Raw genomic sequence first — 25,305 nt, forward strand, 5'->3', positions numbered from 1 at the left:
CAAGCATCCCGCTCCGGGCAATAAAATCGGACGATCGTGCGGATTGCTTTACACTCAAAATGGTTGCGATGCCCCGAAGGACGTCCCTTGGGGAACCCTGATCGATATGGAGACACGATGCGCGCGATTCGCTGTAATCAATACGGACCGCCGGAAAGCCTGGTCGTCGAAAATCTGCCGGATATCGAGCCGCCGCCCGGCCACGTCGTGATCGACGTCAAAGCCGCGGCCGTCAATTTTCCCGATGTGCTGATCATCGAGAACAAATACCAGTTCAAACCACCCCTGCCCTTTACGCCGGGTTCGGAAGTCGCGGGCATCGTGCGCGCGGTCGGCGCCGATGTGACGCAGTTCAAGCCGGGCTCGCGGGTGGTCGCGTATACCGGCACGGGCGGGTTTGCCGAGCAGGCGCTCGCGCCGGTCGCGGCGTGCGTGCCGCTGGCGGACGGCGTCGACTTCGAACTGGCCGCCGCGTTCACGCTCGCCTATGGCACGTCGCATCATGCAGTGGTTGATCGTGCTCAATTGAAGGAGGGGGAAACGATGCTGGTGTTGGGCGCGGCAGGCGGCGTCGGGCTCGCCGCGGTCGAGATCGGCAAGGCACTCGGCGCGCGCGTGATCGCGGCGGCGTCGAGCGACGAGAAGCTCGCCACCTGCGTGAAGCACGGCGCGGACGCCACCATCAACTACAGCAGCGAAGATCTACGCGAGCGCATCAAGGCGCTGACCGCCGGCCAGGGTCCGGACGTGATCTACGATCCGGTCGGCGGCGTGTATGCGGAACCGGCGTTTCGCAGCATCGGCTGGCGCGGACGTTATCTGGTGGTCGGCTTTGCAAACGGCGAGATCCCGAAGTTGCCGCTCAACCTGACGCTGCTCAAAGGCGCGAGTCTGGTCGGCGTGTTCTGGGGCGATTTTGCGAAACGTGAGCCGCAGCATAATCACGCCGCGTTCGAGCAGATGACCGGCTGGATCGGTGAGGGCAAGCTTAAGCCCTATGTGTCACAACGCTATTCGCTCGAAGACACCGGCCGCGCGTTGCGCGATATGGCGGAGCGGCGCGTGATCGGCAAGGTGGTGATTGCGCCTTAAGCGCAGTGCGCTGGCGCTGGCGCGAACGCTTCCGTGAGCGGGAAAAGCCGAAAGAAAACGGCGCGCGGTTTTCAAAACCACGCGCCGTTTTTGTTGAGCCTTTGGGAATGTGGAGCTGCGTTCGTTTCGGCCATGCATTTATTGGTCATGCGTTCGGTGCGCTATTCGCTCGCTGAACCTGGCGCTCGTTAGGCCTCGCCGTTCATTGAGCCGCGCCCTCGCTGGACCTTCTGCTTGCGGTGCTCTGCGCTTGCCTGCCTTGCCCACTCCATGACTACAGCTTTTCCGTGTCGCCCGACTTCGGCTGCCATTTCATCAGCCGCCGCTCGCCAATCCCAACGATGGCATCGAGAATCAACGCGAACGCGGTCAGCACCAGAATCCCGGCGAACACGGTATTGATATCGAAGGTGCCTTCGGCTTGCAGAATCAGGTAGCCGACGCCGCGGGCCGAACCAAGATACTCCCCCACCACCGAGCCGACGAACGCGAGGCCCACCGATGTATGCAGGCTCGAAAACACCCAACTCATCGCGCTTGGCAGATAGACAAAACGCAGCAACTGCTTGCGGTTCGCGCCGAGCATGCGCGCGTTGGCGAGCACGACCGGGCTCACTTCCTTCACGCCCTGATAGACGTTGAAGAACACGATAAAGAACACCAGCGTGACGCCTAGCGCCACCTTCGACCAGATGCCGAGGCCGAACCACACGCCGAAGATCGGCGCGAGAATCACGCGCGGCATCGAGTTGGCGGCCTTGATATACGGATCGAACAGCGCGCTCGCTAAAGGCGACAGGGCGAGCCACAGACCGACGCCAAGCCCGAACGCGGTGCCGAGCACGAACGCGAGCACCGTTTCGACCAGCGTGATCCACAGGTGCAGATAGATTTCGCCGCCCGTGAACCACTCCCAGATGCGTTGAAGCACCTTCTGCGGCTCGCCGAAGAAGAACGCGGCCTTGTTCGGGTCGTCGAAATAGAACGGCGGCAGCAGCGTCGGACTGGTCAACACGTACCAGAGCACGAAGCACAGCACGAGCAGCAGCCACTGCCAGATCACCAGATTCGCCCGGTTCGGGCGCAACGTCTTCCACATGACTCGGTTTGCCTTAGACGATTGATCGACGCAACTCGCGAACCCAACTGCTGAACGCAACGACTGAACACAACTGGCTACGGAACGCGTCGACTGAACACAGCTAGCGAACGCAGCAACGAGACGCAAATGCGTCACCCGGCTACGGCGCGACCCGACCATGAGCCGCGCTTAGGGCTCCAACTGCGAGCCCGCGCTTAAACCGCCGTGAGTTGCTGCTGGTAACCCTTAAGCACCTCATCGCGCAGCACGCTCCAGATCTGCGCATGCAACTCGACGAAACGCGGATGCGCGCGAATCTCGGCGACGTCGCGCGGACGCGGCAGATCGATCGTGAATTCGCCGATCGGATGTGTACCCGGTCCCGCTGACAACACCACCACGCGATCGGACATCGAGATCGCTTCGTCGAGGTCGTGGGTGATGAACAGCACCGCCTTGCGTTTCGCCGCCCACAGGTCGAGCAGCTCGTTTTCCATCAGCTGACGCGTCTGGATATCGAGCGCGGAAAACGGCTCGTCCATCAGGATGATGTCGGGATCGAGGATCAGCGTCTGCGCCATCGCGACGCGCTTACGCATGCCGCCCGACAGTTGATGCGGATAGCGGTCGCCGAAGCCGCCGAGACCGACGCGCTTCAACCACTCGTCGGCCTTGCTGCGCGCTTCGGCCGGCGGCACGCCATGAAATGCCAGACCGGCCATCACGTTGTCGATGGCCGAGCGCCACGGCATCAGGGCGTCGGCCTGAAACATGTAGCCGGCGCGGCGGTTGATCCCCTTGAGCGGGTCGCCGAACACGCTGACCGTTCCCGAAGACGGCTCCAGCAAACCCGCGCCAACGTTCAGCAACGTGGATTTGCCGCAACCGGTCGGGCCGACCACCGAAACGAATTCGCCCGGCGCGATGCGCAAGGTCGTGTCCTTGACCGCCGTATAGCGCTGCGCGCGGTTGTCCCGCGCAGCGAATGTGCAGGTGATGTTGTCGAGCGCCAGGGCGGCAACGGTCATGGTTCGACTCGCTTCCAGGATCGGTTTCGGTTTGTCATGTCGTCATGACGGCGATGGTCGAGGCGAACGCGGCACGTGCCGCTCCCGACCCGCACTGACGGTGCTCAGGCCTTGACCGTCGTCAGTGCTTTCTTCACGAAGTCGTTGGTCCACGTCTTCGACAAATCGATTGGCTTGCCCTGCACGTTCGGATCGAACGCCTGCAAGGTCTTCAGCGAGGTGGCCGGGCCATCGGCGGGCATCAGGCCATCCGGCGACATCGCCTCCTTCACGTGCTGCCACGCGTCCAGATACACCGCGCGGTCGCCGAGCAGATAGCCTTCCGGCACTGTGCTGATCAGTTCGCTGCCGGTCGCCGTTTGCAACCACTTGAGCGCGCGCACCATCGCATTGGTCAGCGCCTGGGTGGTGTTCGGATTCTTCGTGATGAAACTCTGCGACGCATACAGGCAACCCGCCGGCATATCGCCGCCGAACACGCTGCGCGTATCGGCAAGCGTGCGCGTATCCGACACGACGCGAATCTCGCCGGTGCGTTCGAGCTTGGTCATCACCGGGTCGAGATTGGCGATCGCATCGATCTGGCCTGACTGGAGCGCGGCAATCGCCCCCGCCCCTGCGCCCACGCCGATGAACGCGACGTCTTTCGCGGTCAACCCGGCCTTCGCCAGCACGAAACTCGCCATGATCGAGGTCGACGAACCGGGCGCGGTTACGCCGATTTTCTTGCCCTTCAGATCGGCGATCGACTTGTAGTTCGGCATCGCCTTCTTCGACACCGCGAGCACGATCTGCGGCGCGCGCCCTTGCAGCACGAATTCACGGAATGCCTGTTTCTGCGCCTGCAACAGCAAGGTATGCTCGAATGCGCCGGACACCACATCCGCACTGCCACCCACGGCTGCCTTCAGTGCTTGCGAGCCGCCGGCAAAATCCGAGATTTCGACCTCGAGTCCTTCGTCCTTGAAGTAATTGCGGCGCTCGGCAATCGTGAGCGGCAAGTAATAGAACAGGTTCTTGCCGCCGACGGCGATCGCCACCTTGGTGGTTTCAGGTTTGCCCTGCGCGAAAGCGAGCGGCGTGGCTGCGAACGTGGCGCCCGCGAGCGCTGCGGTACCGGCGAGGAAGGTTCTGCGTTGCATGGTCTATTGTCTCCAAACTTTTGTTGTCTTTTTGCCGCGACGCTCGTGGGCGCCGTGGATGCATCGGGGTTCGCTTTAACACTTGCGGCGCGCGCATGGCCTGCTGTGCAACAGCTGTCACTCACGCGCGGCAGCAGATCCAACCGCGCGCTCACTCACACGATCTGTTGTGCGTGCAACCTTGCAATGTGGTCTGAATCATAACCTAGCGATTGCAGGACTTCATCGGTATGTTCACCCAGTTCGGGGCCTAACCAGCGCGTTTCGCCGGGAGTTTCCGAGAGTTTGGGTGTCACGGAGGGGAGTGTGATTTCCTTACCGTCCTGCCACTTGAAGCGCTGGATCATCTGGCGCGCCATGAATTGCGGATCGGTGAACATGTCCGCGACGCTGTAAATGCGGCCAACCGGCACGTCGGCGGCGTTCAGCACGGTGAGCGCTTCGTCGATGGTGCGCGTGGCGAGCCACGCGGCGATCGCGCCGTCGATTTCCTGGGTACGCGGCACGCGGCCGTCGTTGTGCGCCAAGGCAGGATCGTTCGCCAGGTCTTCGCGTTCGATCGCGATCATCAGGCGCTTGAAGATCGGGTCGCTATTGCCGCCAATGACGATGCTGCCATCGCGGCAAGGATACGTGTTCGACGGCACGATGCCCGGCAGCGACGCGCCGGTGCGCTCGCGCACCATGCCGTACACGCCGTATTCCGGCACCACGCTCTCCATCATGTTGAAGACGGCCTCGTACAACGCGACGTCGACGACCTGACCTTTGCCACCGTTCACCTGCTTGTGATGCAACGCCATCAACGCGCCGATCACGCCGTGCAGCGCGGCAATCGAATCGCCGATCGAAATGCCGATGCGCGGCGGCGGCAAGTCTGGATAGCCGGTGATGTGGCGCAGACCGCCCATCGACTCGGCGATCGCGCCGAATCCAGGCCGGTCGCGATACGGCCCGGTCTGGCCATACCCGGACAGACGCACCATCACGAGCCCGGGGTTCTCCGCCGACAAGACGTCATAACCGAGGCCGAGCTTCTCCAACAAACCGGGCCGGAAATTTTCGACGACGATATCCGCTTCTTTCGCCAGACGCCGCACGATCTCCTTGCCCTCTTCGGCTTTCAGATTGATCGTGACGGACTTTTTGTTGCGCGCCTGAACGGCCCACCATAGCGACGTGCCGCCGGCTTCCGGATAAAGCTTGCGCCATTTGCGCAACGGGTCGCCACCCTTGGGATCTTCGATCTTGATGACGTCGGCGCCGAACTCGCCGAGAAAGCGCGCGGCGAACGGGCCGGCGATCAACGTGCCGAGTTCGAGCACCTTGACGCCGGCAAGCGGGCCTTTAGGTGTGCCGGTGACGCCAGAGTCTGGGGTGACGCTCATGTGTCTCCTCTGTGTTTCTGTTTGGCCACGCGCAGGGCGTGAAGTGCGAGGCGTTGTAGCGAGGCCTCACGGGCCTGGCTCAAGCGTTGCTCGAGCCTTGCTGACGCCGCGACGCCGCCGATTGAATTACGTCATGCTACATCGCACTACATCGAGCGCCGGTCGAGCATCGCACGTGCAATCGTACCGGCGTCGACGTACTCGAGTTCGCCGCCCACCGGCACGCCGCGTGCGAGGCGCGTCACGGCAAGACCGCGCGCCTTGAGCGTCTGCCCGAGGTAATGCGCGGTGGCCTCGCCTTCGTTGGTGAAATTGGTTGCGAGCACGACTTCCTTGACGATGCCATCCGACGCGCGCTTGACCAGCCGGTCGAAATGGATCTCCTTCGGGCCGATGCCGTCGAGCGGACTGAGCCGCCCCATCAGCACGAAATAAAGGCCGCGATAGGTCATCGTCTGTTCGAGCATGATCTGGTCGGCGGGCGTCTCGACGACGCACAACAACGCCGGATCGCGCTCCTCATCGAGGCAGACCTCGCAGATCCGCGCTTCGGTAAAAGTGTTGCACTTCTCGCAGTGCTGCAGATGTTCAGTCGCGAACAGCAACGAGCGGCCGAGTTTTTCGGCGCCGTCACGATCATGCTGCATCAGGTGATACGCCATGCGTTGCGCGGATTTAGGCCCGACCCCGGGCAGCACGCGCAGCGCTTCGACGAGCGCCGACAAGGCGGAAGGTTGTTTCATGCGAATCGGCTGTGTCGAAGTGGGGGTTGCCCGGTATGGCCCAGTATGCGGGTGGGGATGGGGTTGCTTCTTGTGGTTGCTTCCTGCGGTTGCTCCCTGCGGTTGCTTCCTGCGGTTGCTTCCTGCGGTTGCTTCATTAGCTCGGCAACGAATCGGGCAGGCACGCTGGACGCAAGAACCGAACTGCACGGATGCAACCTTGCACGAACTATGAACCAGGAGCTAGCAGCGAAACGAGCGCAACTCGCGTATTCAACCCACGCCGAGCTCAAAGCAGCGGCGTGGGTCCCTTCTTACAGCGACGTCGCTTAGAACGGCAGCTTGAAGCCCGGCGGCAGCGGCAGACCCGAGGTCATCCCGCCCATCTTTTCCTGGGCGGTGGCTTCGGCCTTGCGCACGGCGTCGTTGAACGCAGCGGCGACCAGGTCTTCCAGCATGTCCTTGTCGTCGGCGAGCAGGCTCGGATCGATCGATACGCGGCGCACATCGTTCTTGCAGGTCATCGTCACCTTGACGAGACCGGCGCCCGACTGCCCCTCGACTTCGATCAATGCAAGCTGTTCCTGCATCTTCTTCATGTTTTCCTGCATCTGCTGGGCCTGCTTCATCAGCCCGGCGAGTTGACCTTTCATCATGGACATGCTCCTTCTTGATAGCGTGAAATCCGGAAATCGGGTGCGCCGCAAGGCGCGGCGAATCAGTGGACGGACGGCGCGCCGTTCGGGACGGCGTTCTGCGTAAGTGGGCGGATCGAACCTGGCACGATGCTCGCGCCGAACTCGCGGATCAGCGATTGCACGAACGGATCGGCGCCGATTTCGCGCTCCGCTTCCTGCTGACGCTGGGCCCGCATGGCGGCGTCGTGTGCGGCTGCAGTGCGGCGCGCCGGGCCGACTTCGACCAGCACGTCGATGTTCTGGCCGAGCTTTTCAACGAGCGCGGCTTTCAGTTTAACGACCTGCGAGGCTTCCGCGTACTGGGGCACCGGCACGTTCAGTTTGAGCGTGCTGCCTGCGAGCGCCATCAGCTCGCTGTTGAACGCGAGTTGATACGAAATACCCTTGAGCGGCAGATCGACGGCGAGCGCGGGCCAGTCGCCCTTGAAGCCCAAAGGATCGAGCGGGACGGCGGGGGGCAGCGGGCGCTTGTCGACCACTGGCGGGGGGGGCGACGCGGGCGCGGCGTTCACGCGGACATCGTCGGGTCCGCTGTCGAACACCGGCATGTAGTTGTCGTCCGGCAGGCCGTAGTAGCCTTCGTCCGCCGCCGTGAGCGGCATGTATTCGTCGAGCGGCATGTCGTCCCACGGCGCGCCCGACGAGCCGTTTCCGTTTTGCTCCGCACCGTCGCGCTGGGTCTGCGGCGACGGCGCACGCGCTGCCGCGTCTTGTTGCGGCGCGCGGCGCGCGGCGCCCGGCGTCGGCACATTGACGACCACGCGGGGTGCGGCCGGCTTCGGCGTGGCAGGGGCTGCAGTGGGCTTGGCAGAGGCTGCCGCCGCGGTGCGGCCGCGATCAGACGACACTTTCAGGCCGGCGCTGCGCAAGACATTCAGCGCGTCGCTCGCACCGCCTGCGCGGCGCGCCGGGATGTCGGCTGCGGGCGGTGCTTGCGATGCCGGTGCGGGTGCGGCCTCTTGCGCACGTGCGAGCGCGGCTACGGCCGGAGCCGTGAGCGAAGACGCTGGCGCCGATTGCCCGGAAGGGGCCGCAGCGGGTGTTTCGTTCAGCGCTGGCTCGGTAGGCGCGTCGTCCCACGGCGCCACGCCTCGCGCAACTTTCGTTGCTTCGTTTGCTTCGTTTGCTTCGTTTGCTTCGTTTGCTTCGTTTGCTTCGTTTGCTTCGGCTGCCGGCGCCGGGGGCGTCGCTTCGGGCATCGACGCTGCTCGGAGCGCGCTCGTGTCCGTCGGGGCAGGCACCGGATCGCTCAGAATCGGTTGGCCGGACGTCTCTTCCTGCCACGGCGCTAAAGCCGGTGCGGCAACGACCTCGGCCGCCGTGGGCGCAGGCGCCGCGCTCGCTTCGTCAGAGCCCGATGCAGACGCGGACTTGGAAACGATCGCCGCTTCACCCATAGTTGGCTTCGGCGTGTCGGCATTTTCAGCAGATCCCGCAGACGCCAGGTGCTGCGGAGCCGGAGTCGCGGGCTTCGCTTCTGCCAGCGGATTTGCGGAGCGCACCGGCACGGCGGCGATTGCTTCAGCCGTATGCGACGACGCCACCGCCGGCGGCACTGCTACCGCCTGCTGCGCCGCTACCGTCGGCTGCACTGCTATCGCCTGCTGCGCCGCTACGGCCTGCTGCGCCACTACCGCCTGCTGCGCCACTACCGCCTGCGAGCCGGCGCGCCTGGCGCCAGCCGGTCCTGCCGGACGCGCCGCAGCCGCGCCCCCACCACCGCCCGCGGGCGCCGGCTCGAACGCCAGCATGCGCAACAGCGTCATCGTGAAACCGGCGTATTCATCCGGCGCAAGACCCAGTTCGCTTCGGCCGATGGTCGCAATCTGATAGAACAACTGCACCTGCTCGGCACTCAACGCGTCAGCAAACCGACGCAGATCGCCCGCTTCCGGCCACTCGTCCAGCACCGACGACGGCGCGAACTGCGCCCACGCAACTCGGTGTAGCAAGCTCGCCAGATCCTGCAACGCGGTCGAAAACGACAGGCTGCGCAATGCCATCTCGTCCGCGACCGCCAGCACGGCGGCGCCGTCACCGTCGGCCAGCGCGTCGAGCAGGCGAATCAGATAGCTTTGATCGAGCGCGCCCAACATGCCGCGCACCGCTTCTTCATTCACCTGATTGGCGGAATAGGCAATTGCCTGATCGGTCAGCGAGAGCGCGTCGCGCATCGAGCCGTCGGCCGCGCGCGCGAGCAGGCGCAATGCCTGGGCGTCGTACGGCACCTGCTCTTCGCCGAGAATGTGCTCGAGATGCGAGACGATATGCCCGGCCGGCATCTGCTTCAGATTGAACTGCAGACAGCGCGACAGCACCGTGACCGGAATCTTCTGCGGATCGGTGGTAGCAAGAATGAATTTGACGTGCGAAGGCGGCTCTTCCAGCGTCTTCAACATCGCGTTGAAAGCGTGGTTGGTCAGCATGTGCACTTCGTCGATCATGTAGACCTTGAAGCGCGCATCAACCGGCGCGTAAACCGCGCGCTCCAGCAGCGCCGCCATTTCATCGACACCGCGATTACTCGCCGCGTCCATCTCCACATAATCGACGAAGCGGCCTTCGTCGATCTCCCGGCACGCGCGGCACACGCCGCACGGCGTGGAAGTCACGCCGGTTTCGCAGTTCAGCGCCTTGGCGAAGATGCGCGACAGCGTGGTTTTGCCGACGCCGCGGGTGCCGGTAAACAGATAGGCATGATGCAGACGGCCACCGTCGAGCGCGTGCGTGAGCGCGCGCACCACGTGCTCCTGTCCGACGAGCGAAGCGAAATCCTTCGGCCGCCATTTGCGTGCGAGAACTTGATAGGTCATCCGGAAATTGTATCAGTAACGATGGCGCGCAAAACCGAATCGAAACGGCACGCGAACGCGTGTTGCCGCTTCATTGAAAGAGGCTACCGAACCGATAGAAAAAAATAGATGAAGCGCGCGGAAAATGCTACTGCGAGGCCCCTGCAGCGTCAGCGCCTAGGGGTAAACAGAAGATGGGGAGATACGGCAGAGACAAACAAAAAGGAAGGTGACGAGCCCGACCCTCGGCACTGGTGGAAAACGGCTGTGGCTGCTTCGTTCCCGACCTGACCAGGTTGACCATCCCTCCATGCGAGGAGGCCCGTCACGAAACATTCTATCACCGCTTGGGCCGCCGCGCGACTCTTATACGACCAAAATGACATGGACGCGCCGAATCAGGAGCTTCACACTATATAGTCGGTACTCAGACGCCATGCGTTCGGCGCTCTTGTGTTTTGCGCTGCCAGCCACCAGATAGGCTCCGTCGCGATTAGCAAAATGAAGTGGCGCTTCACCGGCAGCCGTTGGCCCCACTGCCCTTGATGAGTACTATCACCACCGGCAACGCATAGCGAATTAAGCTAAACTGCCGTACGGATGACCCGCAACCGCGAGCGTTCCGCACATTCCGGAAATAGCCTTTCGGCTTTTTCAGGCGTGCGCCGGGAAGGCCTCGATTGCGGCAAAGCGAACGGAAGTTTCCCTAGATTTTGACGTATCGTGGCGAGCAATTCAGGCGGGCCTCGAACCGATAGAGGTATTCATACAATGAGCGAATCAATCAAGCATATCAGCGACGCATCGTTCGAACAGGACGTCGTGAAATCCGATAAACCCGTGCTGCTCGATTTCTGGGCTGAATGGTGTGGTCCGTGCAAGATGATCGCGCCGATCCTCGACGAAGTCGCCAAGGATTATGCCGATCGCCTGCAAATCGCCAAGATCAACGTCGACGAACATCAATCGACGCCGGTCAAGTTCGGCGTGCGCGGCATCCCCACGCTGATCCTCTTCAAGAACGGCGCTGTCGCCGCGCAGAAGGTCGGCGCATTGTCGAAGTCGCAACTCACCGCATTCCTCGACGGCAATCTGTAAAACGGTCGCATGGGCGCGCTGCGGGCCCTCGAGACCTTCAGGCGCGTTGTCTTGAGCGTGTTGTCAGCCGGCAACACGCTCAATAAGAAAGATGCCATGCCGTCGCACTGGCGGAAATTGGCGTGTGCTATGCTAGAATCCGCAAAACGTCGAAAAGACGTGTAAGTCCTTGAGCGGTTCCGCTCACTCTCCTCCCAGATTTCATTTCGTCGCACCTTCTCCTGCGGGTTCTCCGTATGCATTTATCCGAGCTTAAGACTCTGCACGTGTCCGAATTGATCGAGATGGCCAATGGCCTCGAGATCGAAAGTGCAAACCGCCTGCGCAAGCAGGAATTGATGTTTGCCATTCTAAAAAAACGAGCCAAAACGGGCGACACGATCTTCGGCGACGGCACGCTCGAAGTGCTGCCGGACGGCTTCGGCTTCCTGCGTTCGCCGGAAACCTCGTATCTCGCCAGCACGGATGATATTTACATCAGCCCGTCGCAAATCCGCCGCTTCAATCTGCACACGGGCGACACGATCGAAGGCGAAGTGCGTACGCCGAAAGACGGCGAGCGCTATTTCGCGCTGGTGAAGGTGGACAAGGTCAACGGCCAGCCGCCGGAAGCCTCGAAGCACAAGATCATGTTCGAAAACCTGACGCCGCTACACCCGAACAAGGTGTTGCTGCTCGAACGTGAAATGCGTGGCGAGGAAAACGTCACGGGCCGCATCATCGACATGATCGCGCCGATCGGTAAGGGCCAGCGTGGCCTGCTGGTGGCGTCTCCGAAATCCGGTAAGACCGTGATGCTGCAGCACATCGCGCACGCGATCAAGCAAAACCACCCGGATGTGGTGCTGTTCGTGTTGCTGATCGACGAGCGCCCGGAAGAAGTGACCGAAATGCAGCGCTCAGTGGCCGGCGAAGTGATCGCCTCCACGTTCGACGAACCGGCCGCGCGTCACGTGCAAGTCGCCGAAATGGTGATCGAAAAAGCCAAGCGCCTCGTCGAAATGAAGAACGACGTGGTGATTCTGCTCGACTCGATCACGCGTCTCGCGCGTGCGTACAACACCGTCGTGCCGGCCTCGGGCAAGGTGCTGACGGGTGGTGTCGACGCGAACGCGCTGCAACGTCCGAAGCGCTTCTTCGGGGCTGCGCGCAATATCGAGGAAGGCGGCTCGCTGACCATCATCGGCACGGCGCTGATCGAAACCGGCAGCCGCATGGACGACGTGATCTACGAAGAGTTCAAGGGCACCGGCAACATGGAAGTGCACCTGGAACGCCGCCTTGCTGAAAAGCGCGTCTATCCGTCGATCAACCTGAACAAGTCGGGCACGCGCCGTGAAGAACTGCTGATCAAGCCCGAAGTCCTGCAAAAGATCTGGGTGCTGCGCAAGTTCATTCACGACATGGACGAAGTCGAGTCGATGGAATTCCTGCTCGACAAGATTCGCCAGACGAAGAGCAACTCCGAGTTCTTCGACATGATGCGTCGTGGCGGCGGCAGTTAAGACCTCGCGCCGAAACAGCAGCACCCTATCTGCACCGTCCGCATCAAATACGAAAGCCGCTCGCCAGAAACGAGCGGCTTTTTTTCGTCCGTGAGGTTTTGCGTCGAAGGGAGCGTCCTATCCCGATAACATGTACGTGAACGTACACGTTGCAGTACAATGGGCTCAGTCCGTCATGTCTACACACACCTTATGTCGAAGGACTCGCCCGCCCTGCTCACCGTACGCGACGCCGCCGAACGTCTCGGCGTCACGCCGCGCACACTGAAGTACTACGAGGAGCGCGGCCTCGTCTCGCCTACCCGCAGCGAAGGCCGCTACCGCCTTTACGACGAGGAAGACCTGAAGCGCTTCGGCCGCATTCTGCGCCTGCGTTCGCTCGGCTTCTCGCTGCAAGGCATCACCGAAATGCTCAAGCGTCCGCTCGAACCGGCCGAAGGCGGGCATCGCTACTCCACCGAATCGCTGCAACAGATTCGCGACGCTATCGCAGCCCAGGTCGAAGCACTCGATGCCCGCATCGAAACGATGCGTCGCGAACTCAAGGAAGCACAGAAACTCCGAGCCGAACTCAGTCCCGATCTCGACTATCTCGAACGGCGCCTCGCCGGCGAGAATGCGGACGCACTGCTCGAGCAGCGCCGCAACGCACTCGCCAAAGCTGAGAGCACACCGTTCGCGAAACGCGCGAAAAAGCCGGGCGAGCCCACATGAGCGCAACCTCATCGCGCGTACCGTTGTTCGGCGTCGAGAAATTGCGCGGCGATTTTTTCCCCTGGGTGCTGGCCGTCGTCACCGGCCTCGACTATTTCGACAACTCGATCTTCTCGTTTTTCACCAGCCATATCGCGGGCGGCATCAACGCGTCGCCCGACGAACTGGTGTGGGCATCGAGCGCCTATGCGGTCGCGGCCGTGCTCGGCATCCTGCAGCAGCAATGGTGGGTCGAGCGCTTCGGTTACCGGCGCTACGTGGCCGGCTGCATGCTGCTCTATTCAGCAGGGGCGATCGCCGCCACATTGTGCGAGTCGTCGATCGAACTCGCATTCGCGCGCGGCTTTCAGGGCTACTTCATCGGCCCCATGATGGGCACCTGCCGCATCCTGATCCAGATGAGATTCACGCCGCAGCAACGGCCCGCGGCAACCCGCGCTTTCCTGGTGCTGATCGTTCTAAGCAGTGCGCTTGCGCCGCTGATCGGCGGTCAACTGGTCGCGCACTTCGACTGGCGTGCGCTGTTCGCCTGCACCGCGCCCGCCGGTGTGCTGTTTGCGATCCTTGCGCTGCTTGCGCTGCCCGAGACAGGCAACCGCCTGCCGGAAGAACGCGGCGCGGCGCACTTCTGGCCTTATCTGATCTTCGCGTTCGCGCAAGGCGCGCTGCAGATCGTGATGCAACAAGTCCGGTTTCAGCTGTTCAGCGCATCGCCAGGGCTGATTCTGCTGACGGTCACCGGCATCGTCGCGCTCGGCTGGTTCGCGTACCAGCAATGGCATCATCCGGCGCCGCTGGTGCGCCTGCATGCGCTGCGCGAAAAAGTCTTTCAGGTCGGGCTCGTGCTGTACATGTTCTACTACTACATCTCGACCGTATTCAGCTATCTGACGTCGCGCTTTCTCGAGAGCGGCCTCGGCTATCCGGTCGAGAATACCGGGCAACTGGTCGGTGTGACGTCACTGATTTCGGCGAGCGCGCTGTTCGTCTACCTGCGTTACGCAAAGCTTCTGCCGCGCAAGAAGTGGATCATCGTGCCAGGCTTCGCAGTGGCCGCGTTCGCCGCGGCGTGGATGTCGCGCATGTCGCCGGGCGTGGGCGAAGCCGCGCTGATCGTGCCGATGCTGCTGCGCGGCTTGCTGTTGCTGTTCATCGTGCTGCCGGTCGCCAATCTGACGTTTAGAATCTTCGCCATCGAGGAATTCACGCACGGCTACCGGCTGAAAAACATCGTCCGGCAACTGACGATCTCGTTCGCGACGGCTTCGGTGATCATCGTGGAACAGCATCGGCAGGCGCTGCATCAAGCGCGCCTCGCGGAGTTTGTGAATCCGTACAATCCGATGTTCCAGAATTCGCTCGCGGCGCTGACGAGCGGCTTCAGCACCACCGGCCGCTCGCCTTCCGAGGCGCATTCGCTTGCGATAGTGGAAATCAGCCACACGGTCGCGCAGCAGGCAAGCTTCCTGACCTCGCTGGATGGTTTCGCCTTCCTGCTCGGCATTGCAATATGCGGCGGCATCTTCGCCGCGTGGCAAAAACAGATCGACTAAGGGTTTCATCAGGCCATGCTCTCGAAACTCACTCAATGGTTCGGCACGCGCCGCCGCGACCGCGCGCTGCGCGACTACGCGATCGACGACGCCCTTTGGCAAGCCGCACTCGACGGCCTGCCGTTCCTCGCCTACCTCGAGGCGCCGGATCTCGTGCGCCTGCGCGAGCTGACCAGCCTCTTCATCGCGCAAAAGGAATTTTCAACCGCGCACGACCTCGAGCTGACCGACGCGATGACCGTGGCGATCACCGCGCAAGCGTGTTTGCCGGTGCTGAACCTGAGCCTCGACCTGTATCGCGGCTGGGTCGGCGTGATCGTCTATCCGGGCGAATTCGTGATCCGCAAGACGGTCGAGGACGAAGACGGCGTGGTGCACGAGGTCGAGCAGGACGCAAGCGGCGAAGCGTGGGAAGGCGGCCCGGTCGTGTTGTCGTGGGAAGACGCGCAGATGACCGGCGGCACGGACGCCTATAACGTCGTCATTCATGAATTCGCGCACAAGATCGACATGCTGAACGGCGAGGCGGACGGACATCCGCCGCTCATGCGCCGCTGGCATGCACCGCTCGACTCACAGGCATGGGCCGACGTCTTCGATCATGCCTACGACCACTTCTGCGCCAAAGTGGATGCGGTGCCGGACAGGCGCTGGGCCCGCTTCGAGCGCGATTCGCTGATCGACCCGTACGCGGCGGACCATCCGTCGGAATTTTTTGCCGTTTGCAGCGAAGCATTGTTCGTCCAGCCACAGGCGTTCGAGGCGGAGTATCCCGAGCTATACCGATTGCTGGCGCGCTATTACCGCCAGGATCCGGCGCGGGTGGGGTTGACGTTCGCTGGGGGTTGACGTTCGCTGGGGTTGACGTTCGCTGGGGGTTGACGTTCGCTGGGGCCTGACGTCTGCCGTGCTGGATGCACAACAGGACCGCAGCCCGGTGGAGCTGCCGTCGCAACGCCGGCGAAAACGCATAAAGTGCCGGCACCCCAGACGGCAGAAACGATGCAAGGTGCCGTCAAATAGACGGCAGAAAGGTCGTCAAGCGACTGATTTTCTGGCATAATCGCCATTTTTCGACCATAGGCAAGTGGCTCGCGCCTAGATGCTGTCCGCATTCATAGCGGCTGCACGCGGGTTGGCTACCGCCAGATTAAAGGAAAGACCATGAAAGAAGGCATTCACCCGGATTACCGCGAAGTCCTGTTCGTCGACATGTCGATCGACTTCAAGTTTGTGACGCGCTCGACCATCCAGACGCGTGAAACCGCCGAATTCAACGGCAAGACCTACCCGCTCGCCAAGATCGAAGTGTCGTCGGAATCGCATCCGTTCTACACCGGCCAACAAAAGATCATGGACACGGCAGGCCGCGTCGAGAAGTTCAACAAGAAGTTCGGCACGCGCGCTACCGGCAAGGCAGCAGCGAAGTAATACCCGCCTCGTCGCCGGCTCTGGCCAGCAACGAAGCAGCAAAAAAGGGCAGCGCGAGCTGCCCTTTTTTGTCGCCGCCTTTTGTCTCAGCCTTTTTGTCGCCGCTTCTTCGTTTCCTCACGCGGGACGCTTCCACGCACACTGTGGTCCGTTGTGGCGCCGTGCTACAGGCATCCCAATCACGTTGCGAGCCGCTACTGGCCGTGACGCGCATAGCACGGCACGACTACAATGCCGGATGCTCCAAATTGGCCATTCCCGCCGGACCTTCCGTCCGGTCCCGGCTGCACCGCTTATCCAATATCCACACACCGCATGAGACCTGTCGTTCGCCTCACTGCCTCCGCGACCAGTGCGCTGCCGCGCTGGCTGCTGCTGACCATCTGTATCGTCTACGCCTTCTTCGGCCTGTTCGGCCGTGATCCGTGGAAGAACGAGGACGCAGCCGGCTTCGGCGTCATGTGGACGATGGCCAACGGCACCGCGCACGACTGGCTGCTGCCGAATCTGGTCGGCAAGTACATGACGGAAGACGGCCCGCTCGGCTATTGGCTCGGCGCCAGCGCGATCCGCGCGCTTGCGCCGTGGGTCGACGCGAGCAACGCGTCACGCGTGTTTACCGGCCTGCTGTTTTGCGCGGCCTGTGCGTTCGTCTGGTATGCGGCCTACCTGCTCGGCCGGCGCGCCGAAGTGCAGCCGTTCAAATACGCGTTCGGCGGAGAGCCGGAGCCGCGCGACTACGGCCGTACCCTCGCCGACGGCGCCCTGCTGATCCTGCTCGCCTGCTTCGGCCTTGCCGAACGCGGCCACGAAACCACGCCGCAGCTGGCGCAATTCTTCGGCATCGCCATGCTCGTCTATGGGCTCGTGCGGATGATCGACAAGCCGATTCAAGGCGCGCTGATCTGGGGCCTGGCGCTCGGCCTCGTCGCGCTCGCCAGCAGCCCGGTGCTGGTCGGCGCGCTGTTGCTCGGTACCCTGGCGATGGCGCTGATCGTGCGGGAGGCGCGTTCGCGCTGGCTGCTGCTGGCCGGTTTGCCGGTGGCGCTCGTGCTGTCGATCGCGTGGCCGATCGCCGCGCTCGCTGCCTTTCCCGATGACGCCGTCTGGTATCTGAACCAATGGGTGCACGTCAGCCTGTCGGCGTTCGCTGGGCCGCCCGGCTCGGTGGCCGCCTACGCGCTCAAGAATCTGCCGCTCTTCACGTGGCCGGCCTGGCCGCTGGCGCTCTGGGCATGGTTCAGCTGGTCTGGCCTGCGGCGCGCGCCGCACGTGGCGATCCCGCTCTCGGTGATCGGTCCGCTGCTGGTGCTGGTGGTGTTGCAGAGCCATCAGTCGAACCGGCTTTACATGCTGTTGCTGCCGCCGCTCGCGGTGCTGGCCGCCTTCGCGCTGCCCACGCTCAAACGCGGTGCGATCAATGCGATCGACTGGTTCGCGCTGCTGAGCTTCACGATTCTCGGCAGCTTCGTCTGGCTGGTGTACATCGCCGGACTGACCGGTTTCCCGTATCCGCTCGCCCGCAATCTCGCGCGTCTCGCCCCCGGATTTGCGCCGCAGTTCAAGGTCCTGTCGTTCGTGTGCGCGGTCGCCGTGACGATCTGCTGGTTCGTGCTGGTGCGATGGCGCCTGGCCCGTCATCCGAAAGTCCTGTGGCGCAGCGTGGTGCTCTCGAGCGCCGGCACGACGCTGATGTGGGTCCTGCTGATGACGCTTTGGCTGCCGGTCGTCAACTACAGCCGCACCTATAAGGACGTCGCCGAACAGATCGCCAGCCATCTGCCAGACGACTACACCTGCATCTCGCCGGTTCGCCTCGGTAACGCGCAGATCGCGACTTTCGCCTATTTCGGCGACATGCATTTTTCGTTCAACCAGGATTGCGATGTGATCCTGCGTCAGGACACCCAGGACTTCGGCGATCCGAGCGCGATGTCGGACTTCATCTGGAAGCTGGTGTGGGAAGGCCGCCGCGTGGCCGACCGCGACGAACGCTTCCGCCTGTACGTGCGGATCGACCGTCCGAAGCCGCCGGTCGTCAAACGCCGCAACTGGCACAAGAAGCCGGACTGACCATGTTCGCCGACGTACGGAAAATCGCCGGGCTCGCATGGCCCGTGCTGATCGGCCAACTGGCGATCATCGCGTTCGGCGTGATCGACACGGCGATGGTCGGCCGCTATTCGGCCGTCGATCTCGCCGCGCTCGGCCTCGGCTCGTCGATCTATATTTCCGTCTACATTGGTCTGACCGGTATCCTGACCGCGCTGCAACCCATCACCGCGCAACTCTACGGCGCGCGCCGCTACACCGAGATCGGCGAAGAAGTGCGCCAGGCGTTATGGCTCGCGCTCGCGCTGACCGTGATCGGCTTTCTGATTCTCTACTTTCCGGGGCCCGTGTTGCAGTTGGCACGGGTGCCCGAAGCGCTGCATGAGCGCACGCTCGCCTACCTGCGGATTCTGGCGTTCGGCTTGCCGGCCGGCCTCGCCTTTCGCGTCTACAGTTCGATCACCAATGCGGTCGGCAAACCGCGGCTCGTGATGATCCTGCAGATCGGCGCGCTGCTGCTCAAGTTTCCGCTCAACACGTGGTTCATCTTCGGTGGATTCGGCGTGCCGGCGCTCGGCGGGCCTGGTTGCGCGCTCGCCAGCACCGCGATCAACTGGGCGCTGGCCGTGGTGGGGATGCTGCTGTTGACGCGCGTCTACGTGTTCAAGCCGTTCGCGATCTTTGCGCACTTCTGCTGGCCGGTCTGGCGCCGGCAGGCGGCGCAGTTGCGGCTAGGCATTCCGATGGGTCTGTCGTACCTGATCGAAGTGACCTCGTACACGTTCATGGCGCTCTTCATTGCGCGCTTCGGCACGACGACGCTCGCCGGGCACCAGATCGCCGGCAACATCGGCGCGGTGCTCTATATGACGCCGCTGTCGATCGGGATCGCTTCGTCGACGCTGGTCGCCCAGGCGCTCGGCGCGCATCGCCCGGAAGCGGCGCGCACGCTGTCGCGGCACGGCATCATGATGGCCGTGGCGATCGCCTGCTGTTATGGCGCGATCATGCTGGTGCTGCGGCCGTACGTGATTGAAGGCTATACGCCGAATGCGCAAGTCGCGGCGGCGGCTATGCCGTTGGTGCTGATCGTCGTGTGCTATCACCTGTTCGATGCGTTGCAGATCACTACCGCGTTCGTACTGCGCGCGTACAAGGTAGCGGTCGTGCCGACTGTTATCTATGCGGTTGCGCTGTGGGGCGTGGGACTCGGCGGCGGGTATCTGCTCGGCTTCAATGTCTCTGGTACCACGCCGGAATGGCTGACCGGCGCGCGTGGCTTCTGGGTCGCGAATACGGCCAGCCTGGCAATTGCCGGCATCGGGTTGCTGTTGTACTGGCGCGGTGTGAGCAAGCGGTATTTGCGCGCCGAGGCCGTGGTTGGGGCGGATTCGGCGGTTTGATGGAGCGGGAACTGCGGGCGAGGTGGGACTTCGTTGGGCTGCTTGGGCTGCTTGGGCTGCTTGGGCTGTTTCCGCTGGTTCGGCGGCTTGGGCTAGTCGGGCTACTTGGGCTGTCTGGGCTGCTTGGACTGTCTGGACTTGCGGGCTTATCAGGCTCGCTGGACTCGTTGAGCCAGAAGGAATCGGCGCACAAACCCTCCGGAGCATGGCTCGTTCGTGAAAAACCGGTTTTCAGGCGTGCCGCGGACGCATTGGTTAAGTGGACGGTAGTCGCAGACCGTTAGTTGCACTTCCGTCAAGAATAAAACGGCTGCGCACGCGGCCGCCACCTACCCCGTTATTTCAAGCCGCTTGCGGCTCCTCCGATGCCTGCGCCTCCTTCAACGCCCGATCACGCCGCTCGAAAATCTCCTGCGCGGCGAACAGCGCGTTCAGCGCCGCAGGGAAGCCCGCGTAAAGTGCCATCTGCATGAACACCTCGACGATTTCCTCGCGCGTGCAGCCGACGTTCAACGCGGCCTCGATATGCACCTTCAGTTGCGGTTGCGCGCAACCAAGCGTCGCCAGTGAGGCAATCGTCGCGATCTCTCGCGCGCGCAGATCGAGTTGCGGCCGGCTGTAAATATCACCGAAACCAAATTCGATCAGCAGGCGTCCGAAATCCGGCGCGATCGGCGACAGCGCGGCGATCACCTGTTCGCCGGTCGAACCGTCGATTTCCTTCAGTTTGTTCCAGCCTTGGGCGTAGCGATCGTTTTGTGCGTGTTCCATGGTGAGTCCTTTTCCGAATGCGAAAGCGATTGGGTTTCGTCGATCTGTCGTGTCGGATCACTGGTGGCACGCTTCCGCGCTGCGGCCGCGGGTCCAGCGGGTTGCAGTTCAGCGGGTTGTTGCCCAGCAGGTTGCTGCCCAGCAGGTTGTTGTCCAGCGGGTTGCCGTCCAACGGATCGCCGCCCGGCAGCTTCGTAGTAAGCGATCTTGTCGATGATCGCGCCGAGATTGCTTTGCAACTCGGCGATCCGCGACAAAACCGCATCCCGATGCGCCACCAGCATGTCGCGGCGCTCTCCCATCGTCGGTTCACCTTCAGCCCGCAGCGCCGCGAACGCCTGCATCCCGGCGATCGGCATACCGGTCGCCTTCAGACGCATCACGAACTGCAGCCAGTCGAGATCGGCCGGCGAATACAGGCGATGCCCCGCCTGCGTACGCCCGACCGCCCGAATCAGGCCGGCCTGTTCGTAATAACGCAGCGTATGGGTCGAGACGCCGATCGTCCCGGCGACCTCGCCGATGGTGAGTGCTTTTGACATTTTCGACATGACGGAACTCAGGTTAGGACTTCGAGTGCACTCTAAGTCAAGCGGGCAATGCTGTCATTTGTCGGCGTTGTCATTATTTATGGTGAGTCGCGTTGATGGATAAACTCATAACGGCTTAATCGCCAGGCAAAAGCTTCAAATATTGTCAGCCCTGATTTACTTGTCATGAATCGATCGGTATAAATCGTCCGCGTTCGCAAATAAGGGCGCGCAATTTGTCCTATGCTTAAGCGCAGCGAATGCTGACAGGATGCGTCGTCCCGAGTCGTCCGAGTCGTCCCTTAGCGGCTAACTTTTTTTGCCCTCAATGGAGTGCTTGCCATGCTGAAGAAGCTTTTAATGCTTTGCGTTGCTTTGGCTTTGTCGCTGTCGGCCGGATTCGCGGCGGCCGTCGAAGTGAATTCCGCCGATCAGGCGGCGCTCGAGTCGGTCAAGGGTATCGGCCCGGTCCATGCAAAAGCGATCATCGACGAACGCACCAAGAACGGCCCGTTCAAGAATGCCGATGATCTCGCTACTCGCGTCAAAGGCATTGGCACCAAATCCGTGACCAATCTCGAAGCGGCCGGCCTGACGATCAATGGCTCGTCCACGCCGCCTACGGGCGCCAAAGCGGCCGCGAAGTCCAGCAGCACCACTAGCACCAAGGCGGCCCCGGCGGCCGCTCCTGCGGCGACTACCGCGGCCGCGACACCCGCACCCGCGACGCCTGCTGAAGCATCCGGCGCCAAGGCATCGAAGTCGAAGAAGAAGAGCAAGGCCGACGCCGCGGCGGCTTCGGCACCGGCCACGGCGGCCGCAGCCAGCGCGCCGGCTGACGCATCCGGCACCAAGGCATCGAAGAAGGCGAAGAAGAGCAAGGCTGCATCGGCTGCGGCGGCCTCTGGCGGCGCGTAAATCAGGTAGCGCGCCGGTAGCATGGTGGCAGTGCCGGTCACGTGTGATGCACGCGTGATCAGCACCTAAGCTGCGCCCCGCTACCGCCCGCTTTCCTCCCACCGGCGCCGCGCAACCGCGCGGCGTTTTCACCCCGCCGACTCGTCGAACACGGGTCGGCATTCAAGAGAGACCGTCATGAGCCTACTCGACACTATCGGTTCCCTGATTGGCAAATCGCCGGAAGGCGGCGGCCAGCAAGCAGCCCTCGTTTCAGCCGCACTGGAGTTCGTCAACAGCCAGCCGGGCGGTTTGAACGGCCTGATCGACCGCTTCAAGGAAAAGGGCCTCGGCGACGTCGTGACGTCGTGGGTCAGCAACGGCGAGAACCAGCCCATCGCAGCCGATGCGCTGCACAGTGTGCTCGGCTCGGAGACCGTCACCAACCTCGCCGCCAAGGCCGGCGTGCAACCGGACCAGGTCACCGGTCTGCTGTCGCAGATCCTGCCCCATGTCGTCAACGCGGCGACGCCCGAAGGCGAAGTCCCCGCCGAGGGCAAACTGAATGCGACGACCGTGCTGGGCGCGCTCGGCGGCCTGTCGGCGCTGTTCGGCAAGGGCAACGCATAAGTCTCAGCAGGCGCGTCACCCGGCACCGCCTTATAGCAGGCAATAGCAGGTGAAAAAAAGCGGCAACGAAGTCACCTTCGTTGCCGCTTTTTAACATCGGCGGGAACGGCGTGAAATCCGCCGCTCCCTGCTGCGCCGAACGCTTTCCGCTTAATGCACTTAATGCACGACGCGGTCGAACACCAGCTTGCCGTCTTCCACTTCGACCGGAATCACGTCCTTCGGACCGAACTTGCCGGCCAGAATCAGCTTGGCGACCGGGTTCTCGATCTCCTGCTGGATGGCCCGCTTCAACGGCCGCGCACCGAACAGCGGATCGTAGCCGACCTTGCCGACGTGCTCGAGCGCCTCGTCCGACACCAGCAGTTGCATGTCGAGCTTGGCAAGCCGCTCATGCAGACGCTGCAATTGAATCCGCGCGATCGACTGGATGTTCGAACGGTCGAGCGCATGGAACACCACCACGTCGTCGATCCGGTTCAGGAACTCGGGCCGGAAGTGCAGCTTCACTTCTTCCCAGACCGCGTCCTTCACCGCTTCCTGCGGCTCGCCGACCATCGCCTGGATCACCTGCGAACCGAGGTTCGACGTCATCACGATCACCGTGTTTTTAAAGTCCACGGTACGACCCTGGCCGTCGGTCATGCGGCCGTCGTCGAGCACTTGCAGCAGCACGTTGAACACGTCCGGATGCGCCTTCTCGATTTCGTCGAGCAGGATCACGCTGTACGGCTTGCGGCGCACGGCTTCGGTCAGGTAGCCGCCTTCTTCATAACCGACATAGCCCGGCGGCGCGCCGATCAAACGCGCGACGCTATGCTTCTCCATGAATTCGCTCATGTCGATGCGGATCAGATGATCTTCCGAGTCGAACAGGAACGAAGCCAGCGCCTTGCACAGCTCGGTCTTGCCCACACCGGTCGGCCCGAGGAACAGGAACGAGCCATATGGGCGATTCGGATCGGACAGACCCGCGCGCGAACGGCGGATCGCATCGGCCACCGCGCTGATCGCTTCGTCCTGACCGACCACGCGGGCGTGCAGCTTTTCTTCGATCTGCAGCAGCTTTTCGCGCTCGCCCTGCATCATGCGCGACACCGGAATACCAGTGGAGCGCGAGACGACTTCCGCGATTTCCTCCGCGCCCACCTGGGTGCGCAATAGACGCCGCCGGGTCGGGCTGCTCTGCTCTTTCGCCTCGGCCTGGGTCACTTCCTTCAACTGCGCCTCGAGACCCGGCAGCTTGCCGTACTGCAACTCGGCGACTTTCTCGAGCTTGCCTTCACGCTGCAAGCGTGTGATTTCCGCACGCGTTTTTTCGATCTCTTCCTTCAACTGCGCGCTGCCCTGCACCGCCGCTTTTTCCGCGGTCCAGATTTCTTCGAGGTCCGAATATTCACGATTTAGCCGCTCGATTTCTTCTTCGATCAGTTGCAGACGCTTTTGCGATGCTTCATCTTTTTCCTTCTTGACGGCTTCGCGCTCGATCTTCAACTGGATCAAACGACGGTCGAGCCGATCCATCTCTTCCGGCTTCGAGTCGATTTCCATCTTGATCTTCGAAGCGGCTTCGTCGATCAGATCGATCGCCTTGTCCGGCAGGAAGCGATCCGTGATGTAGCGATGCGACAGTTCGGCCGCGGCGACAATCGCCGGGTCGGTGATATCGACGCCGTGATGCAGTTCGTACTTCTCCTGCAAACCGCGCAGGATCGCGATGGTGGCTTCCACCGACGGCTCGTCGACCAGCACCTTCTGGAAGCGGCGTTCGAGCGCGGCGTCCTTTTCGATGTACTTGCGATATTCGTCGAGCGTGGTGGCACCGACGCAATGCAGTTCGCCACGCGAAAGCGCCGGCTTGAGCATATTGCCCGCGTCCATGGCGCCTTCTGCCTTGCCCGCGCCGACCATGGTATGAATTTCATCAATGAAGACGATGGTCTGGCCTTCGTCTTTCGCGATGTCGCTCAGTACGGCCTTCAGGCGTTCTTCGAATTCGCCGCGATACTTGGCGCCCGCCAGCAACGCCGCCATGTCCAGCGACAACACGCGTTTGCCCTTAAGCGTTTCCGGCACTTCACCGTTGACGATACGCTGCGCAAGGCCTTCGACGATCGCCGTCTTACCCACGCCCGGCTCGCCGATCAGCACCGGATTGTTCTTGGTGCGGCGCTGCAGGATCTGAATGGAACGGCGGATTTCGTCATCACGGCCGATCACGGGGTCGAGCTTGCCCGCCCGCGCGCGCTCGGTCAGATCGACGGTGTATTTCTTCAGCGCTTCGCGCTGGCTTTCGGCGTCCTGGCTATGCACTTGCGAACCGCCTCGCACCGCCACGATCGCGCTTTCCAGCGACTTGCGCGACAGCCCGTGCTGGCGCGCGAGACGGCCGGCCTCGCCCTTATCGTCGGCGACCGCGAGCAGGAACATCTCGCTCGCGATGAACGTGTCGTTGAGTTTCTGGGCTTCCTTGTCGGCCTGGTTCAACAAGCCGGTCAGTTCGCGGCCGATCTGCACGTTGCCGTCGGTGCCCTGCACTTGCGGCAGGCGCGTCATGGCATCGTTCAGGGCCGTTTGCAACGCCTGGACATGAACGCCCGCGCGCGAGAGCAGCGAACGCGCCGCGCCGTCCTGCTGGGCGACGAGCGCCGACAGGACATGAACCGGTTCGATGTATTGATTGTCATGACCGACAGCCAGACTCTGCGCGTCGGCCAGTGCTTCCTGGAATTTAGTGGTAAGTTTGTCGATTCTCATCAAGAGACCTCCAATTTCGAT

Annotated in this window: 21 protein-coding genes and 1 other RNA gene; 11 read left to right on the plus strand and 11 right to left on the minus strand. The window is 62.5% G+C overall.

The features are described 5' to 3' along the window. Positions 1-117: 117 nt before the first annotated feature. A complete protein-coding gene (locus P0D84_RS11465) occupies positions 118-1,092 on the plus strand; it encodes an NADPH:quinone oxidoreductase family protein (RefSeq protein ID WP_408336283.1) in 975 nt (324 codons plus the stop codon). 274 nt (positions 1,093-1,366) lie between these two features. On the opposite strand, the gene P0D84_RS11470 is transcribed toward P0D84_RS11465, so the two are convergent. The 8 genes from P0D84_RS11470 to ffs all read right to left on the minus strand — a co-directional run bounded on the left by P0D84_RS11470 (position 1,367) and on the right by ffs (position 10,270). Beyond that, entirely contained in the window at positions 1,367-2,191 is an 825-nt protein-coding gene (locus P0D84_RS11470) for an ABC transporter permease (RefSeq protein WP_408336286.1), read from the minus strand. Positions 2,192-2,388: 197 nt separating this feature from the next. Continuing rightward, positions 2,389-3,201 (minus strand): ABC transporter ATP-binding protein, encoded by an 813-nt coding sequence (locus P0D84_RS11475; protein WP_408336289.1) that lies wholly within the window; start codon positions 3,199-3,201, stop codon positions 2,389-2,391. A 104-nt stretch (positions 3,202-3,305) separates the two neighbouring features. Continuing rightward, positions 3,306-4,343 carry an ABC transporter substrate-binding protein gene (locus tag P0D84_RS11480; RefSeq protein ID WP_408336292.1) on the minus strand — a complete coding sequence of 346 codons (1,038 nt, stop codon included), beginning with the start codon at positions 4,341-4,343 and terminating at the stop codon, positions 3,306-3,308. Between the two features lie 155 nt (positions 4,344-4,498). Beyond that, complete coding sequence (locus P0D84_RS11485; RefSeq protein WP_408336295.1) at positions 4,499-5,731, minus strand: CaiB/BaiF CoA transferase family protein; 1,233 nt, start codon at positions 5,729-5,731, stop codon at positions 4,499-4,501. 146 nt (positions 5,732-5,877) lie between these two features. Further along, entirely contained in the window at positions 5,878-6,474 is a 597-nt protein-coding gene (gene recR / locus P0D84_RS11490; protein WP_408336298.1) for a recombination mediator RecR, read from the minus strand. 308 nt (positions 6,475-6,782) lie between these two features. Beyond that, the gene (locus P0D84_RS11495) at positions 6,783-7,109 is read right to left on the minus strand and encodes a YbaB/EbfC family nucleoid-associated protein (RefSeq protein WP_007182071.1); all 327 of its coding nucleotides are present in this window, start codon (positions 7,107-7,109) and stop codon (positions 6,783-6,785) included. A 62-nt stretch (positions 7,110-7,171) separates the two neighbouring features. Then, positions 7,172-9,964, minus strand: coding sequence for a DNA polymerase III subunit gamma/tau (dnaX, locus tag P0D84_RS11500; RefSeq protein ID WP_408336301.1), 2,793 nt, complete (start codon positions 9,962-9,964; stop codon positions 7,172-7,174). A gap of 207 nt (positions 9,965-10,171) precedes the next feature. Beyond that, an RNA gene (gene ffs / locus P0D84_RS11505) (signal recognition particle sRNA small type) lies at positions 10,172-10,270 on the minus strand. Positions 10,271-10,714: 444 nt separating this feature from the next. Between ffs and trxA the strand changes: the two genes are divergently transcribed. From trxA to P0D84_RS11545, 8 genes are all read left to right on the plus strand, one after another. Further along, entirely contained in the window at positions 10,715-11,041 is a 327-nt protein-coding gene (gene trxA / locus P0D84_RS11510; protein WP_054039468.1) for a thioredoxin TrxA, read from the plus strand. Positions 11,042-11,277: 236 nt separating this feature from the next. Further along, complete coding sequence (gene rho / locus P0D84_RS11515; protein ID WP_006048863.1) at positions 11,278-12,546, plus strand: transcription termination factor Rho; 1,269 nt, start codon at positions 11,278-11,280, stop codon at positions 12,544-12,546. A gap of 192 nt (positions 12,547-12,738) precedes the next feature. Further along, a complete protein-coding gene (locus P0D84_RS11520; protein WP_408336304.1) occupies positions 12,739-13,260 on the plus strand; it encodes a MerR family transcriptional regulator in 522 nt (173 codons plus the stop codon). Beyond that, positions 13,257-14,813, plus strand: coding sequence for an MFS transporter (locus P0D84_RS11525; protein WP_408336307.1), 1,557 nt, complete (start codon positions 13,257-13,259; stop codon positions 14,811-14,813). Before P0D84_RS11520 ends, P0D84_RS11525 begins: the two co-directional genes overlap by 4 nt. Positions 14,814-14,828: 15 nt before the next feature. After that, complete coding sequence (locus P0D84_RS11530; protein ID WP_408336310.1) at positions 14,829-15,662, plus strand: M90 family metallopeptidase; 834 nt, start codon at positions 14,829-14,831, stop codon at positions 15,660-15,662. A gap of 315 nt (positions 15,663-15,977) precedes the next feature. Next, positions 15,978-16,244, plus strand: coding sequence for a type B 50S ribosomal protein L31 (locus P0D84_RS11535; protein ID WP_028196650.1), 267 nt, complete (start codon positions 15,978-15,980; stop codon positions 16,242-16,244). A gap of 315 nt (positions 16,245-16,559) precedes the next feature. Beyond that, positions 16,560-18,317, plus strand: a complete 1,758-nt coding sequence (locus P0D84_RS11540; protein ID WP_408336314.1) for an ArnT family glycosyltransferase — start codon at positions 16,560-16,562, stop codon at positions 18,315-18,317. Between the two features lie 2 nt (positions 18,318-18,319). After that, the gene (locus tag P0D84_RS11545) at positions 18,320-19,699 is read left to right on the plus strand and encodes an MATE family efflux transporter (RefSeq protein ID WP_408336317.1); all 1,380 of its coding nucleotides are present in this window, start codon (positions 18,320-18,322) and stop codon (positions 19,697-19,699) included. Between the two features lie 342 nt (positions 19,700-20,041). Here the strand turns inward: P0D84_RS11545 and P0D84_RS11550 are convergent, their stop codons facing one another. Together P0D84_RS11550 and P0D84_RS11555 are read right to left on the minus strand one after the other, a co-directional pair. Beyond that, the gene (locus P0D84_RS11550; protein ID WP_408336320.1) at positions 20,042-20,470 is read right to left on the minus strand and encodes a carboxymuconolactone decarboxylase family protein; all 429 of its coding nucleotides are present in this window, start codon (positions 20,468-20,470) and stop codon (positions 20,042-20,044) included. After that, positions 20,422-21,021, minus strand: a complete 600-nt coding sequence (locus tag P0D84_RS11555; RefSeq protein WP_408336323.1) for a MerR family transcriptional regulator — start codon at positions 21,019-21,021, stop codon at positions 20,422-20,424. The genes P0D84_RS11550 and P0D84_RS11555 overlap by 49 nt, the downstream gene beginning before the upstream one ends. Positions 21,022-21,342: 321 nt before the next feature. Here P0D84_RS11555 and P0D84_RS11560 point away from each other — a divergent pair, with 321 nt between their 5' ends. Further along, on the plus strand, positions 21,343-21,918 hold the full coding sequence (locus tag P0D84_RS11560; protein WP_408336326.1) for a ComEA family DNA-binding protein: 576 nt from the start codon (positions 21,343-21,345) through the stop codon (positions 21,916-21,918). A gap of 177 nt (positions 21,919-22,095) precedes the next feature. Further along, a complete protein-coding gene (locus tag P0D84_RS11565) occupies positions 22,096-22,527 on the plus strand; it encodes a YidB family protein (RefSeq protein WP_408336329.1) in 432 nt (143 codons plus the stop codon). 159 nt (positions 22,528-22,686) lie between these two features. Here the strand turns inward: P0D84_RS11565 and clpB are convergent, their stop codons facing one another. Next, positions 22,687-25,284: an ATP-dependent chaperone ClpB gene (gene clpB, locus P0D84_RS11570; RefSeq protein WP_408336332.1), complete on the minus strand. Its 2,598-nt coding sequence runs from the start codon at positions 25,282-25,284 to the stop codon at positions 22,687-22,689. Positions 25,285-25,305 lie beyond the last annotated feature (21 nt).

Origin of the sequence: Paraburkholderia sp. RL17-337-BIB-A (genome assembly GCF_046025895.1) — a bacterium.
Lineage (GTDB): Bacteria > Pseudomonadota > Gammaproteobacteria > Burkholderiales > Burkholderiaceae > Paraburkholderia > Paraburkholderia fungorum_C.